Origin of the sequence: Shewanella sp. NKUCC01_JLK, from assembly GCF_019345615.1 — a bacterium.
Lineage (GTDB): Bacteria > Pseudomonadota > Gammaproteobacteria > Enterobacterales > Shewanellaceae > Shewanella > Shewanella oncorhynchi.
In genome coordinates, this window is the sequence record NZ_JAHKRD010000011.1 from 146,138 (window position 1) to 162,238 (window position 16,101).

Annotated in this window: 11 protein-coding genes; 6 read left to right on the forward strand and 5 right to left on the reverse strand. The window is 46.9% G+C overall.

Features of this window, described 5'->3' with window-relative positions:
- Positions 1-8 precede the first annotated feature (8 nt).
- The 5 genes from KO537_RS13515 (at position 9) to KO537_RS13535 (ending at position 8,014) form a co-directional block, all read left to right on the forward strand.
- Positions 9-3,167, forward strand: coding sequence for a multidrug efflux RND transporter permease subunit (locus KO537_RS13515; RefSeq protein WP_219234646.1), 3,159 nt, complete (start codon positions 9-11; stop codon positions 3,165-3,167).
- A 442-nt stretch (positions 3,168-3,609) separates the two neighbouring features.
- The gene (locus tag KO537_RS13520) at positions 3,610-4,287 is read left to right on the forward strand and encodes a methylamine utilization protein (RefSeq protein WP_219234647.1); all 678 of its coding nucleotides are present in this window, start codon (positions 3,610-3,612) and stop codon (positions 4,285-4,287) included.
- A complete protein-coding gene (locus tag KO537_RS13525; protein ID WP_219234648.1) occupies positions 4,277-6,583 on the forward strand; it encodes a GGDEF domain-containing phosphodiesterase in 2,307 nt (768 codons plus the stop codon). The genes KO537_RS13520 and KO537_RS13525 overlap by 11 nt, the downstream gene beginning before the upstream one ends.
- Positions 6,584-6,659: 76 nt before the next feature.
- Positions 6,660-7,541, forward strand: coding sequence for a DUF3034 family protein (locus tag KO537_RS13530; RefSeq protein WP_219234649.1), 882 nt, complete (start codon positions 6,660-6,662; stop codon positions 7,539-7,541).
- Positions 7,538-8,014, forward strand: a complete 477-nt coding sequence (locus tag KO537_RS13535; protein ID WP_219234650.1) for a group 1 truncated hemoglobin — start codon at positions 7,538-7,540, stop codon at positions 8,012-8,014. The genes KO537_RS13530 and KO537_RS13535 overlap by 4 nt, the downstream gene beginning before the upstream one ends.
- Positions 8,015-8,125: 111 nt before the next feature.
- Here the strand turns inward: KO537_RS13535 and KO537_RS13540 are convergent, their stop codons facing one another.
- Positions 8,126-8,599: an NYN domain-containing protein gene (locus tag KO537_RS13540; protein ID WP_006082658.1), complete on the reverse strand. Its 474-nt coding sequence runs from the start codon at positions 8,597-8,599 to the stop codon at positions 8,126-8,128.
- Positions 8,600-8,714: 115 nt separating this feature from the next.
- Complete coding sequence (locus KO537_RS13545; RefSeq protein WP_219234651.1) at positions 8,715-9,575, reverse strand: helix-turn-helix transcriptional regulator; 861 nt, start codon at positions 9,573-9,575, stop codon at positions 8,715-8,717.
- A gap of 193 nt (positions 9,576-9,768) precedes the next feature.
- Here KO537_RS13545 and KO537_RS13550 point away from each other — a divergent pair, with 193 nt between their 5' ends.
- Positions 9,769-10,692, forward strand: coding sequence for an EamA family transporter (locus KO537_RS13550; protein WP_219234652.1), 924 nt, complete (start codon positions 9,769-9,771; stop codon positions 10,690-10,692).
- A gap of 77 nt (positions 10,693-10,769) precedes the next feature.
- Here the strand turns inward: KO537_RS13550 and KO537_RS13555 are convergent, their stop codons facing one another.
- From KO537_RS13555 to KO537_RS13565, 3 genes are all read right to left on the reverse strand, one after another.
- Positions 10,770-13,898 carry a multidrug efflux RND transporter permease subunit gene (locus tag KO537_RS13555; protein ID WP_219234653.1) on the reverse strand — a complete coding sequence of 1,043 codons (3,129 nt, stop codon included), beginning with the start codon at positions 13,896-13,898 and terminating at the stop codon, positions 10,770-10,772.
- Positions 13,898-15,007, reverse strand: coding sequence for an efflux RND transporter periplasmic adaptor subunit (locus KO537_RS13560; RefSeq protein ID WP_219234654.1), 1,110 nt, complete (start codon positions 15,005-15,007; stop codon positions 13,898-13,900). The genes KO537_RS13555 and KO537_RS13560 overlap by 1 nt, the downstream gene beginning before the upstream one ends.
- A gap of 210 nt (positions 15,008-15,217) precedes the next feature.
- Positions 15,218-16,012 carry a transporter substrate-binding domain-containing protein gene (locus KO537_RS13565; RefSeq protein WP_219234655.1) on the reverse strand — a complete coding sequence of 265 codons (795 nt, stop codon included), beginning with the start codon at positions 16,010-16,012 and terminating at the stop codon, positions 15,218-15,220.
- Between the last annotated feature and the right edge of the window lie 89 nt (positions 16,013-16,101).

A 16,101-nucleotide genomic window follows, 5' to 3' on the forward strand; every position in this document is an offset into this window, starting at 1 on the left:
AACACACCATGTTGTCGCAATTTTTCATTAAAAGACCGATATTTGCAGCCGTGCTGTCATTGCTGTTTCTTATCACGGGGGCGATTGCCGTTTGGCAGTTGCCTATTACCGAATATCCAGAGGTCGTGCCACCAACTGTAGTGGTCACTGCTAATTATCCTGGCGCAAATCCTAAAGTGATTGCCGAAACTGTGGCTTCACCGTTGGAGCAGGAAATTAACGGCGTCGAAGACATGTTGTACATGTCATCGCAGGCGACGTCCGATGGACGTATGACCTTGACCATCACCTTTGCGATTGGCACGGATGTGGATAAGGCACAAACCCAAGTGCAGAGCCGAGTCGATCGCGCTATGCCCCGTCTGCCGCAGGAAGTACAACGTCTTGGTATTGTTACTGAAAAATCATCGCCAGACTTGACCATGGTGGTGCATTTGTTATCGCCGGATAACCGTTACGACATGTTGTATCTGTCTAACTATGCGGCGCTAAACGTCAAAGACGAGTTAGCACGAATTAATGGTGTCGGCGCGGTACGTTTGTTTGGCGCCGGCGAATACAGCCTGCGGATTTGGCTTGACCCGAATAAAGTCTCGGCGCTGGGTTTATCGCCAGCGGACATTATTGCCGCCGTGCGTGAGCAAAACCAACAGGCAGCAGCGGGCAGTCTAGGCGCGCAGCCCAGTGGTAGTGCTGACTTTCAACTTTTGATTAACGTTAAAGGTCGTTTAACTGAACTGTCTGAATTTGAAGATATCATTATCAAAGTTGGTCAGAATGCTGAGGTGATCCGCCTTAAAGATGTCGCGCGGGTCGAACTCGGGGCAACGAGTTATGCGCTGCGCTCTTTACTCGATAATAAGGACGCGGTCGCTATTCCTGTATTCCAAGCATCGGGCTCTAACGCGATTCAGATTTCCGACGATGTGCGCGCCAAAATGGCAGAGCTGTCTAAAGGATTCCCTGAAGGACTCGAATACGAAATCGTTTACGACCCAACAGTGTTCGTGCGTGGCTCGATTGAAGCTGTGGTAAAAACCCTGCTCGAGGCCGTGTTGCTGGTGGTGTTAGTGGTGGTGCTATTCCTGCAAACTTGGCGCGCATCGATTATTCCGCTGGTGGCCGTGCCTGTGTCTTTGGTCGGTACCTTTGCCTTTATGCATCTGCTCGGTTTCTCGTTAAACGCCTTGTCGCTATTTGGGCTGGTGCTCGCTATTGGTATCGTGGTTGACGATGCCATCGTCGTGGTCGAAAACGTCGAGCGTAATATTGCCGCAGGATTAAGCCCTGTAGAGGCAACGCAAAAGGCGATGAAGGAAGTGACTGGTCCGATTGTGGCAACCACCTTAGTGCTGGCGGCGGTGTTTATTCCAACGGCCTTTATGAGCGGTTTAACCGGGCAGTTCTATAAACAGTTTGCCTTGACTATTACTATCTCGACCTTTATCTCGGCGATTAACTCACTCACTTTGAGTCCGGCATTATCGGCGCTGTTACTCAAGAGCCATGATGCACCTAAGGACGGCTTAACTCGTCTAATGGATAAGTTGTTTGGTGCTTGGTTATTTGTGCCTTTTAATCGTTTATTTAACCGTGCATCCGATGGTTATGGCTGGTTAGTGCGTAAGGTGATCCGTTTTGGCGGCATTATCGGCCTAGTGTATTTAGGCATGGTGGCGTTAACGGGTGTGCAATTTGCCAATACACCAACGGGTTATGTGCCCGGCCAAGATAAACAGTATTTAGTGGCCTTTGCCCAGTTGCCCGATGCGGCATCCCTTGAACGTACGGATAGTGTGATCAAGAAGATGTCTGAGATTGCACTAAATCACCCCGGAGTAGCGCACTCGATTGCCTTCCCTGGCCTTAGCATCAACGGTTTTACCAATAGTCCTAACTCAGGCGTGGTGTTTGTTGCGCTCGATGATTTTGACTCGCGTACCAGTCCTGAACTGTCGGCGAATGCCATTGCCGGCCAATTAAATCAGCAATTTGCTGCTATTCAAGACGCGTTTATTGCCATCTTCCCGCCGCCACCTGTGCAAGGCCTCGGCACTATAGGAGGGTTCCGTCTGCAAATTCAAGACAGAGCCAACCTTGGTTATGAGGCCTTGTATCAGGTGACCCAACAAGTGATGTACAAGGCGTGGGCCGATCCTCAGTTAGCTGGTGTTTTCTCTAGCTATCAAGTGAACGTGCCACAACTTGAACTGGATATCGATCGGACTAAAGCGAAACAGCAGGCAGTGTCGCTCGATCAAATCTTCCAGACATTACAAACCTATATGGGCTCGACCTATGTCAACGACTTCAATCGGTTCGGTCGAACTTATCAGGTGAATATGCAAGCCGACGAGGCGTTCCGTCAAAGTCCGCAACAGATAAGTCAGCTAAAGGTGCCGAATCTGAATGGTGACATGATCCCGCTAGGTTCGTTCATCAACGTCAGCCAAAGTTCAGGCCCAGACAGAGTGATGCACTATAACGGTTTCACGACCGCTGAAATCAACGGTGGTCCAGCGCTCGGAGTGAGTACAGGCCAAGCGCAGGCGGCGATTGAGAAAATTTTGGCTGAAACCTTACCTAATGGTATGACTTATGAGTGGACCGAGCTGACTTATCAGCAAATTCTCGCGGGCAATACGGGTCTTTTGGTTTTCCCGCTGGTGATCATCTTAGTGTTTATGGTGCTAGCCGCCCAGTACGAGAGCTTAAGCTTGCCATTGGCGATTATCTTAATCATCCCAATGACCTTACTTTCAGCCCTCAGTGGTGTGCTGATTTACGGTGGGGATAATAATATCTTCACCCAAATTGGCCTGATAGTGCTGGTGGGGCTGGCGACTAAGAACGCTATTTTGATTGTCGAGTTTGCAAAGGAGAAACAAGACCATGGTATGGCACCTATGGAGGCGATATTAGAGGCAGCAAGATTACGTTTACGTCCTATCTTGATGACATCTATCGCCTTTATCATGGGAGTGGTGCCTATGGTGTTCTCCACTGGCGCGGGCGCCGAGATGCGCCAAGCCATGGGCGTGGCAGTATTCGCCGGTATGATAGGGGTGACAGTTTTTGGTCTTATCCTAACGCCGCTGTTTTACTATGCCTTAGCAAAGAGAGGCGGTAAAAAAGCCGATGAGTATAAAGAGATAACAGTCGGTTAAGCTTGTTTTCTAGTTGAAAACACATGAAAGGTCTACATTGAGTAGGCCTTTTTTGTTTATTCACGGCGAGAGCGATTAGATTTGACTATCTTTAGCTGGAGTTAATTAACATTAGGTCAATTGATGCTTAGTGATGGTATTGCTCGCTAGGTTAAAACTAAAACCAGAAATGAGGAATATCGTTGGTATTTTCTGGATCATCAATAAGAAACAATGAATAACTATTACCAGACCATTCTGTTAGCTTATAACTTATTGCCACTTGAGCGCGTCATTATCACAGAATGATTAGAATGGTTACTGTTTTACGACTTTTCTATATAATTTGATGATTATTCAATACATTAGTAATGTACAATGCTAGATGAATCTAGATCGTTTTTTTACGCAGAACTCAGCTAAGGTACTTGTTGGCCTTGCATCACTATGCCCGAGGTAACGGATGATCCTATATCGCGTTTTATATGCGTTAGTACTTTGCGTTTTGATCTATTTCACGCCTCAAGTCATGGCTGCTGAACTCAATATTAATGTAGTAGATCTGCAACAACAGGCCATTGCCGATACTGTCGTGGAGCTGATCCCTGCTGTAATGCCTGATAATGCAATACCTGTCGAGCATTATGAAATGTCGCAAAAAAATCGAACCTTTATTCCCTTTGTGCTGGCGGTGCCTAAAGGTGCAAAGGTGGATTTCCCCAACTTAGATCGTACTCGCCACCATGTGTATTCTTTTTCAGAAGCTAAACCTTTCGAACTTAAATTGTATGTGGGTCAGGCCGAAGCGCCGATTCAGTTCGATAAACCCGGTTTGGTCGCGCTTGGCTGTAATATTCACGATTATATGCAGGCATTTATCTATGTGGCAGATAGCCCTATTGTCGCGGTGACGGACGAAAAAGGTGAGATCCAGTTTAAGGGACTTACCGCCAGTCAATATAAAGTTAAGCGCTGGCATCCATGGCAGAAGGCGGCATCAGAGCCAACGGATTTACTGATAGTTAATGGTCCTAATCAACTCAGTCTGTCCTTAGACATTGAGCGTCAAGCTAAACCGTCGGCTCCGCCGTCGGGATTTGGTCACTACGATTCTGAAGGTAAGCCATTACATGCTAAATAGTTTTCGCGCCCGGCTGATTTTAGTTTTCTTTATTGTGCTGACGTTAGTGCAATTTGCCACGGCATTTTCTGTGTTGACAGCGACCGAAAAAGATAACTTTTTACAGCAACAGAAAAGCCTCGATATTGGCGCGAATGTGTTTCTCGAAGTGTTATCGAATCGCGGTATTCAGCTCAGTCAAAGTTTGTCCGTACTCAGTGCCGATTTTGGTTTTAAGCGCGCGATTGCTACTGGTGAGCAAGAAACCATTGAGTCAGTGTTATCTAATCACGGCTCTCGTATTGGTGCCGACGCCGCTGTATTGTTATCACCTAAAGGGGAGCTCTTGACCTCGAGTTTGCCCGGACTCACTCAGGATGATATTCAATCCTTATTTAATATGACCACCAGCAATCATAATGCGTTAGCTATCCTTAATTTTGATCATGCTAGCTATCAGTTTGTGCTGCAGCCGGTGAAGGCGCCGACCTTAATCGCTTGGGTTGGCATGGGTTTTTTATTGGATGAGAAGGTCGCCCAACAAGCTAAAGCCATTACGGGCATCGATGTGAGTTTTGTCAATCAGGCAACGGGCCGCACTGAAATTGCTTCAACCTTATCAGATAATGAAAAGTTAAGCGTAATTGAGCAGGCGAGCTTATTGCCTAGCTTGCTGAAAATGCCTAGTGAAAGTATTCCCGTAGATCATCTGTCTATGGGCATCAAACTTTATGATCACAACGGCAGCCAATTAGCGCTACTACACCAATCAAACCTCAAGTGGCAGCAAAGTTATCAGCAACTACGCAATAATATGCTGCTGATTTTTGCTTTGACCTTAGCACTGGCGATTGCGATTGCGATTTGGTTGTCGGGCAGTTTGACTGAACCTGTGCATCAACTTGTGAATTATGCCCGCAAAATCGGTCAAGGTAAGCAGCCTGCCAATATTCAAGGTGCGCCAGCAGAGCTGAGGGTGTTGGCCAAGAGTTTGTCCTTAATGCGCGATGATATTGAAGCGCGGGAAAAGGATTTAGTCTACCAATCTCGCCACGATAGCTTGACAGGTTTACTCAATCGTTTTGCCGCAAAACAGCATTTGGCGGATCTTAACGATAAATTATCCGGTGCTATGGTGTTGTTAGATATTAAACATTTCCGCCATATCAACGATATTATTGGTTTTGCCAATGCCGATACTTTGTTACTGCTTTTTGCTCGTCGCCTAGAGCAATTAGCACCGACACCGGATTTACTGGCGCGTTTAGACGGTGACTCATTTTTACTTCTGTATAGTCAAGGTATTCGCCCCGAGCACTTGCTGAAATCATTGGATATGCTGGAGTCTCCCTTTCCAATCCAAGGCTCAAATATTTCTCTTACCGTGCGGGCGGGATTACTTGAAATCGATGGTAATGGTGCTGATATCGATGTGTTAGTGCGCCGCGCCGAAATTGCTCTCAATCAAGCCTGTCTCGAAGAGCAACGCATCGTCAGTTATCGTCAAGGCGCCGATGAAAAGTATCAGCGTGAGCTGACGATTATCCGTGATTTGCCTATAGGTTTAGCGCAAAACCAATTGTATTTAGTGTTCCAACCTAAAGTGGATTTACGCCTAAACCAGTGCACTGGCGCCGAGGCATTGATCCGTTGGCAACATCCTACGCTAGGGTTTATTCCGCCCGATGAATTTATCCAACTGGCTGAAAATTCAGGCAACATTGATATTGTTAGCCAGTGGGTATTGAAGCAGGCAATTCAGCAATTAGTGACATGGCAGCGGCGGGGTATAGTGCTAAAACTGGCTATTAACCTGTCGGCCCATGATTTAGTCGATACTCGCTTACCGAATCAAATCGCCATTTTACTGAAAGACAATAATCTGCCAAGCGGTGCACTCTGTATCGAAGTCACTGAAGGCGCCGTGATGAAAGATGCACAGACTGTGGTGAGTGTATTACAGCGATTCCGTGACATGGGCGTGTCTGTTGCCATTGATGATTTTGGCACAGGTCATTCATCATTAGCCTATTTGAAAATTTTACCTGTTAATGAAGTGAAAATTGATCGCAGCTTTATCAAAGACATGCTCACGGATAGCCAAGATGTGATGATAGTCGATACGAGTATTAAATTGATCCACGGCTTAGGTTTTACCGTAGTAGCCGAAGGCGTTGAAGAACAAGAAGGTGTTGAGATATTGCGTAATCTCGATTGCGATATCATTCAAGGTTACGTGTTTTCGAAACCCTTAAAAGCGGCTGAATTTGATCTGTGGTTCGAGGCGTTTAACCATCCAAATACTTCTGATGCATAAGCGCGTTTACTCAAGTCAATATGCAAAGACGTTAGACTAACGATTCATCGTCGAAAGAATTAGAGCGGAGCATCCAGTGAACATTTCCATAAATGCATTGAAGTTGAATTCATTAACTTGGAATTATGTTAAGGCTTTGTTTTGCCTATTTTTACTATTGGGCACTGTTCCTACGTTTGCTGAAGGTAGCCGTGTGGTCGGGACTGGCGGCGGGACGATGATTGAAGGCAGTGCTGGCGGTGGCATAGTGCCATGGGCCGTGATCAACGGTTATGGTAGTAGCGGTGAATGGTCGGCAACGGCGATGGCGACGGGTGTCTATGTCGATGATTTTACGCTGAAAGTGATCGGTGCTTCTTTGAGTTTTGATAATCGATTCGAGCTGAGCGTTGCGCGGCAAACCTTTGATTTGGATACTATGGGCGGCGAGTTAGGCCAAGATATCTTCGGCGTAAAATACAAGCTTGCCGGAGAGCTGCTTTATACGGCTATGCCGCAAATTACCTTAGGTGCCCAGTATAAAAGAGTCGATGACTTTGCGATTCCTCAGGCAGTTGGGGCGCGGGATGATTGGGGTTTAGATGTGTATATTGCTGCCAGCAAAGTATTTTTTGATGCGGTAGCGGGACGAAATGTATTACTCAATGGGACCGTGCGCGCGACCAAGGCGAATCAAACGGGTTTATTGGGTTTTGGTACTCAAGCCAATCATGATTACCAGTTTGTGCTCGAAGCCTCTGCCGCGGTATTGCTGACGGATAATGTGGCACTGGGTATTGAATATCGTCAGAAACCCGATGAGTTAGCTTTTGCCCAGGAGGATGATTGGCAAGATGTGTTTTTAGCTTGGTTTATCAATAAGCATCTTTCCGTGGTGACGGCCTATGCGAATTTGGGCAGTATTGCGGGGTTTGAAGAGCAACGGGGTTGGTACCTGTCGGTGGAGGGAGCGTTATGAGGCGTTTACGGGTGAAGCTATTACCTTTCGTCGCAGTGTTTTTTTTCACTGGCTGTGCGGTGCAAACGACCGAAACCTCAGCATCACAAAATCACTTGAGTCGCCAAACCGCAAGCCATCAGACCTTATATCAAGAGCTAGGTGGTAACGCAGGCGTATCGGCGATAGTCGATGGTTTGCTGGCTCGTATTGCCACAGATCCACGCATAGTGCATCACTTCCAAGAGACAGATATTGCCCTATTTCGTGAGCGTGTCATTGAACATTTTTGTTTGGTTGCCGATGGTGGCTGCGTGTATCACGGCGAAAGTATGCAGCACAGTCATAGAGGCTTGAATATTACTCAAGCGGATTTCGATGCCTTAGTTGGCCATTTGATTGAATCGATGAAAGAGCAACATATTCCGCTATCGACCCGTAATGCCTTTCTAAAACATCTCGCCCCTATGTATACGGACATTACCTATCAGTGACTTGCTTCATCTTTAAAGTAGAAGCTCAACATAGCGTCTCTACATTGAGGGTGAAAGAGTAAATGAGTTAGATACGGTTAGCGTGATGGATAGGCGCATTCTGTCTTTTGACTAGAGCAATAACGCCTCATCTATGGGATGGAACTGGCTCGCTGCATCCCTTAAGGATTTAGCTGTCAGGGTAGGGACGCCATACACTTGGGTTTCAACGCCATACTTTTGATGAATTTTTTGCAGCAATAAATCGAAATCGCCATCACCAGACAATAAGATCACAGTATCCACTTCACTCGCCGCTTCCATAATATCGATAGTGATCCCCACGTCCCAATCGCCTTTGGCCGAGCCATCGCTACGCTGAATAAACGGTTTTAACTTCACCTCAAAACCTATGTGCTTTAGTGCGTCTTGGAATTTCAATTGCCCATCGTCGCCCTTATGGATGGCATAAGCCACGGCCAACGCTATGTCTCCCTCGTAGCCTAAGTGTTGCCACAGTTTACGATAATTAAATTGGCGACCATAGGCTTCGCGGCAGGTGTAATAGATGTTTTGTACATCGACAAATAAAGCTATTTTTTTCAAGGCGTTTTCCAGCGGCTAGGGGAGTAAGGGCACTATAGCATATCGAAGCAATAGGGTTTTCAAGGATGTTAGAGTGTTGGGTTCAGCCGTTGAGATGGTGAACCCAAAGCGTATGTTAGCTCCTATGGTATTTTTGATATTCCCCTGGTGACATGCCGCTGAGTTTTTTAAAGTAACGCCCCATATGACTTTGATTGGCAAAGCCATTATTGAGGGCGATATCGGTCAAGGATTGCGTTGAATGGCTCAAGCTTTGTTTGACCTTTTCAATGCGCACTTGCAGCAAATACTCCTGCGGCGTCATCGCAAATTGGCATTTAAACATGCGGCAAAAATGGTACTCGCTAAGCTGGGCAAGCTCGGCCAACTCAGACAGGTAAATCTGCCGATGTGAATGGCAATAAATAAACTCTTTGATCGCTTTGGCCACTTTAGGTGCGAGTCCCCCCTTAATTGGCCCCACCGACAAATTAAAGCCTGAGCTTTGCAGCAAAGTCACCAGCACAGTGTCGGTTACCTGTTCCATCATCAGATGGTGATCCCTCGTCTGCCAATCGAGCCCGGCAACTTGATGTCGAAACAGCGCCTCTAATCTCGGATTATCGACAAAGGTCAACTCAGGTAAACGCACTTGGCGTGGATCTTTATCAAAGACTTGCACCGCCAATTTTTTAAGATGTTCATCGCTAAAATACAAATGCATAAACTGCTGCGGTTGCCCCAGTTGCCAATGGCTTTGGCAGCCTTGGGGCATAAGACAAAACTTACTGGGCGCGCCATAGTCGGCCTTGATATCGGTTCTGTGGGTTTCGTAGCCGCCATCCAGATACATGCTCAGCGTATGTTGTGCATCGTTTTGGTAATACAGACGCTCGCTCGCATTTTGATAATGAGCCCAAGATAAATCCTCCGTAATCGCTTGTTTACGAATACAGGTTTTGGCGGATTTATCAAAACTGATGTATTTGGGCTCCATGGGTTCCTAGTGATCTCACTGGCTAAGCATTTTGTCTTTCCAAATTATCGCACTTATGGGCGTGGCTCAACGTCCGCTCGCGATTAAAACCGCAATATCGTGTTATGGCCAACAAGATGGTGACATAAGGACGAAAGCCATCGCTGTATAGTTTGCCTCATTAAGCATTTTATGAAGGTGTAGGGGACTCATTATGGCTGCTGTGATGTATTTGCTGATGATTTTTGTGTGGGGTTTTTCGTGGATTGCCATTAAGTGGCAGCACGGTGAGGTGGCGACGGAAGTCTCGATTTTCTATCGGTTTGCGATTGCGAGTCTCTTGATGTTCGCCATTGGCTTTGCCTTTAACAAGCTGCAAGCGGTAAAGCTTAGGCAGCATCCTTGGTTTGCACTGCAAGGCGTGTGTCTATTTTGTTTGAACTTTATCGCGTTTTATACCGCAACCCATTATATCGCCAGCGGTTTAACTGCAGTAATTATGGCCACTGCCCCCATTTTTAATGCGATACATGGCCGCATTTTTTACGGCACGCCAACCAGCCGCAATTTTTGGTTAGGCGTTAGTGTCGGTCTGGGGGGCATTAGCTTACTCTTTGGTGCCGATTTGCTCGTGACTCAGTGGTCACAAAATTTAGTGTGGGGCTTATTGTTTTCGCTGTTAGGTACGTGGTTTTTCTCGATTGGTAACATGATCAGTATGCGCAACTCGCGCGATAATGTGTCGCCCTTTACCTCAACAGCGTATGCCATGTGCTATGGCAGTGCGGCGTTACTGCTGATCATCTGGTTTAAAGATTTAAGCTTTAGTTTACCGCTGACAACCAGCTATCTTGGCAGCTTGTTCTACTTAGCCGTTATCGCCTCTGTGGTTGGCTTTACCGCTTATTTGATCTTGGTTGAGCGAATTGGCGCTAATGCCGCTGCGTATCTGTTGGTGATTACCCCTGTGGTGGCGTTAAGTGTATCGAGTGTGTTTGAGGATTATCAGTGGACTTGGTATTCAAGCGTGGGACTCTTGCTGGTCGCGCTCGGAAACATGTTAACGCGCCGTCAAAAACCGCTTGGTGCTGGTCTCGGTTTACTTTTAGGCTTAGCCAATAAAGCAAAAAACGCTTAAAACGTTAATGAGAAAAAAGCCAAGACACTGAGTGTCTTGGCTTTTTGTTATTCGATTATCAACAACTATGATTAGCGCTAGGCTTTAGGTGCGAGTTCCTGCTGTTTTGCCGCTAACTCTTGCGCTTTAATCGCCGCTTCGAGTTTAGCTTCAACATAACCAGGGGAGTGCGTTGTGGCCGAGATTAATCGATACATGGCGGGGATCACCAGTAAGGTCACAAAGGTAGCAAACGCCATTCCGAAGAACACCACAGTACCTACAGCAATACGGCTTTCTGAGCCTGCGCCCGTCGAGAAAATTAGCGGCACAGCGCCCACTAAGGTAGTGAAGGCTGTCATTAGGATTGGCCGTAAACGACGGGATGACGCATCGATAATGGCTTTATCGAGTTCAAAGCCGCGGTCACGCAATTGGTTGGCAAATTCCACGATGAGGATACCGTTTTTAGTCACCATACCAATTAACATGATCATGCCTATCTGGCTGTAGATGTTGATCCCTTGGCTGGTGATCAGTAGTCCTAAGAAACCACCGAATACACCCATAGGCACAGTAAACATTACCACTAACGGGTTGATAAAGCTCTCAAACTGTGCGGCTAATACTAAGTAGGCAACCAGTAAAGCTAAACCAAATACGATAAAGATACTGCTTTGGTTTTCTTTAAAATCTTTGGATTCGCCCGTGTAACCAATCGAAATATCCTTAGGTAATAATTCAATGGCTTTAGCGTCAAGGAACTTTAAGCCTTCACCTAAGGTGTAACCTTCACTGACGTTAGCCTTGAGGGTGATCGATTTTTGCTTATTGGTGTGGCTTAATCTTTGTGCCGAGGCAATTTCTTCTATATGGGTGACAGTATCGAGAGTGACTAATTCACCCTTAGCTGACCGCATGTAGATTTGGCTCAGGTCACCGACATTGTTGAAACTGTTTTCATCACCGCGTAAATACACATCGTATTCTTCACCTCGATCAACAAAGGTCGTTTCGGTGCGTCCACCCAGCATGACTTCTAAGGTTTCCGATACTTGGTCGACACTGATCCCCAGTTCTGCGGCGCGCTCTTTATCGACAGTAACAATGAGTTCTGGCGTTGTTTCTGCGTAGTCTAAGTCAGCCCCTTCCATCATAGGGCTAGCGTTAGCCTCTTCTTTCAATATCTGCGCCCACTTAAACAGTTCGGCATAGTCCGAACCACCAAGTACAAATTGCACGGGTTCGCTCGATTGCCCTCTAAAGCCTGGCATCATAGGGCGAACCATTACATCTGGAATATCCTTTAAGGCATTGCTAATAATTCCAAGGGCTTGTTGCGCAGTCACATCGCGGTGTTCCCAATCTTCTAGCTGCATGATGACAAAGCCAGTTTGATCGCCAGCACGGCCACCAAAGGCGGGAGCTTGTACGCTGAAGGATCGCAGCACACCTTTACCTAGCAAGGGCATGAGTCTGTCTTCGACTATGTCCATGTTGGCTGTCATACGGTTATAACTGGTGCCTTCGGCGCCTTTAATAAAGGCGAACAACACGCCGCGGTCTTCCTGCGGCGCAAGCTGTGACGGTACTTGTTGCATTAACCAAGCGCTGCCGCCGATACAAGCGAGGATAACTAAGGGCGCGAGTAAACGGAGTTTAATCGCTCGAGTCACGGCGACGCGATAAACGCTTTCCATGCGAGCAAAGCCGCTGTCGACCCAACGATTAAAGCGATTCGGTTTGACGTTGGCTTTGAGTAATTTACTGCTCAGTACAGGCGTAAGTGTGAGTGCCACTAAGGAGGAGAACAGCACTGACACCGCCAGCATCACGGAAAACTCGGTAAATAGTAGTCCGACCATGCCCTCCATAAAGGAAATTGGGAGGAATACCATCACCAGTACCGCCGTAGTGGCGATAACGGCAAAGCCCACTTCTCGAGTACCTTTATAGGCGGCGAGTAAGGGCTCTTCACCTTTTTCGATATGGTGGAAAATGTTTTCAACCACCACAATCGCATCATCCACCACTAGACCGATGGAGAGGATTAATGCCATCAATGTCAGTAGATTAATCGAATAACCTAGCATGTTGGCGGCGATAAATGCCGAGATCAAAGATACTGGAACCGTCACCGCTGGGATTAACGTTGCTCGTGCTTGTCCAATGAAGATATACAGCACGAGTACGACCAAGGCGCCGGTGACATAAAGGGTGCTATACACTTCGTTAATCGAGCGGTCGATAAATACGGTCGAGTCGAAGTCGACCACTAGGCTAGTGCCTTCGGGCAGGAAGTCTTGTACGCGATCAACTTCTTTATGCACTTCTTTGGCAACGAGCAGGGGGTTGGCATCGGACTGGGCAATAATGCCTAAACTGATGTTAACTATGCCGTCACTTTTGAAGGTCGAGTTTTCGTTTTGTGCGCCAACAGCCACATCCGCCACATCTTTTAAGTAGATAGCCGTGCCATCGCTGGCGGTACGCACCACAAGATAGTCGAAATCCTTCGGCGTGTAGTACAAGCGTTTGGTACGCACCGACATCACAGTGGTGTCGTTGCGCACTTGGCCGCCGGGCGTTTCTATGTTCTCTTTACGCAGGGCGTTGATAATATCCGTTGCGGTGACATTACGTCCTGCCATTTGTTCGGGCCTGAGCTTGACGTACATGACCTTATACAAGCCGCCGGAAATGCTGATAGAACTCACGCCGCTGATTAAACTGAATTTGTCCTCGAGAACTCGCTGGGCATAGTCCGTTAATTGAGTGCGGTCCATCACACTCGAGCTTAAGTTCACATAGACAGAGGGTTCGCCGGAGCCGTTGTCTTTTGAGACGACGGGGTCTTTTGCATCTTCTGGGAGTCTGCGTTGGGCGCGGGCCACAGCATCACGCACATCGCTGACCCCTTCGGTTAAGTTCCAACCTAGGAGGAATTTAACTGTGATACGCGAGCTACCGTTACGAGTGGTCGAGGTGATTTCGTCAATACCACTGATCCCTGTTAGCTCATCTTCTAAAGTCTTAGTGATCTGGCTTTCCATAATCGCCGCCGATGCACCCGAGTAACTGGTGCTGATGGTGACCACAGGGCTTTCGACGTCGGGCATTTCCCGTATCGACAGTTTAGTGAACGACACTATGCCAAATACACACAGCAGTAAGCTTAAAACGATGGCAACGACAGGGCGTTTAACCGAAACATCGGATAACCACATTATTTCGTCTCCGTTGCTTTAGGACCTGAAAGCTCTGTCGCACGGACTGAGGCTTTATCATCGAGCGTGACTTCATTGATTTGCAGGCCATCGCGCATATTGACTAAGCCCTGTACCACGACTTTGTCACCTATGTTTAAACCGCTTTCGATTAAGACTTGGTTATCGATACGTGCCCCGAGTGTCACTTCTGTGCGGTGGGCAATGTGGTCGGCGCTAACTACGTATACGTAACGTTTAGTTCCTGAATATTCAAGAGCTTGCACTGGCACCATAGGTGCTGAAATCGCTGGGAAGGTGATGGTTGACGACATCATCATGCCCGGTTTTAAGCGTTTCTTCGGATTATCGAATAGCACTCGTACTTTGAGGTTTAAGGTTTCCTCATTGACGCGGGGATCGATAGCCACCATTTTGCCAGTAAAGATTTCATTCGGCCAAGCGCGACTGGTGGCTGACACTTGCATGCCAATACTCAGTTGCGATAGGAAATGCTCAGGTACTTGTAAGTCGAGGCGCATGCTGGACAAATCATCTAGCGACATCAACTCAGTGCCCATGCTGACCATCTTGCCTTCGCTGAAATTAATCAGGCCAGTATTACCCGCAAACGGTGCTATCAGCGAGTGGTAATGTAAATCTGCTTGGGCGGAGGATAAGCGTGCTTGGGCGATATCAACACTGGCTTTTTGTGCGTCAATCTCGGTTTGGGTAATGGCGTTACGGCTGATCAGTTTTTCAAATTCTTTGAGTTTACGTTTTTCATCATTGAGGAAAGCATTGGCCTCGGCGACGGCGGCTTGGGCTTTCATATCATCGAGTTCAATCAGTAACTGGCCTTTTTTCACCGCTTGGTTTGAGGTCACTGCGACTTGTTTAATCTTACCTGTGACTTGCGGTGCAATGATCACTGCACGTTCAGCCGCGAGTTTGCCGATAAGAGAGATAGATTGCGCTAATGGATATTCAATCACTTCACCCGTGACCACAGGAACGGTACGCATAAGATGTGGTGCGTTCTCGGGTTTAGCCGCTTGAAGGACATCACTAAAACTCACCGCTGTGGCGATAATCGCAAGCAGGGCAATGGCAATAATGGTTTTTTTCATTGTAATTATTATCTCGCGCAAAGGCAGTTTAAAAAGGTAATCGCTCTAATGGCGCTATTCTAGTGAATAACGTACGCCAGTTGGGTAAAAGTTTGTAAAGGTAAGCGAACGAAAATGAAAGAAATTGTGTTTTTTGAGCATTGAGCACAATTCAACGAGAGTTTCGCTGTTTTTTTGTACTGTTATTGTTTTTTAAAAGCTGGACGGACTTTAGGGATGGACTTCTGTTCGCGTTTTTTCAATCGGCGCTTGAGTCGTTTCAACCTGAGGATATTGGCTTAAAATTGCTGCTAATCGTCCATCGCGGCGCATACTTTCTAAACCTTGATTAAAATCCGTCACTAACTGCGGATGATCCGCCACAGCCAAAGAGATCCCTAAATGAAATACCTCAGTCGCTATGGGGTGGCCGACTTGCTCAAAGGCACCCTCATATTCACTTGGTCCTTTTTTAATTAAATACACCGCTAAGTTATGGCCAATCAAGACTAAGTCAATACGCTTTAAAAACAGCTTTTTGAGATTCATCTCATCCGAATTTCCTTCCTCTGTGGTGAGCCCCGCGGCGAAGATTTCTGGTGGATTAGCGTAACCGCGACCTATACCGATAGTGAAAGGTTTAAGATCTGAAAGTTGACTGAAACTCAGCGGTGAATCTTTACGTTTATAAAACACAATTTGTACGGGTTGGATAGGCGCAGAATATTGGGCCCATTGCTCGCGTTCTTTACGATACCAGAGCCCAATGATGCCATCAGCTTGGCCAGTTTTAACGAGTAAAGCCGCGCGGGCGAAGGGATAAAACTTGAGGCTGGCAGTGTAACCTTGGCGTTTAAAAGCTTCTTTGACGACTTGCGCAACGCCGCCCTGTTCAGGTAAAGCATCGGCATAAAAAGGAGGATAGTTAGTGGCGACTAATTGGAGTTCCCTGCCCGCAAATGCTGGGGGATAGAAGCTGAATAGAAACAAGCAAAAGCTAGATAATGTGAGTAATTTCTTCCCCATTTCTACTCCAGCACTTAGGTGAGTCGCACTTGGCTTGAGTATAGTCAGAGTTAATTAAAACAGGCGAACTTATGAATATTAAGATGGGT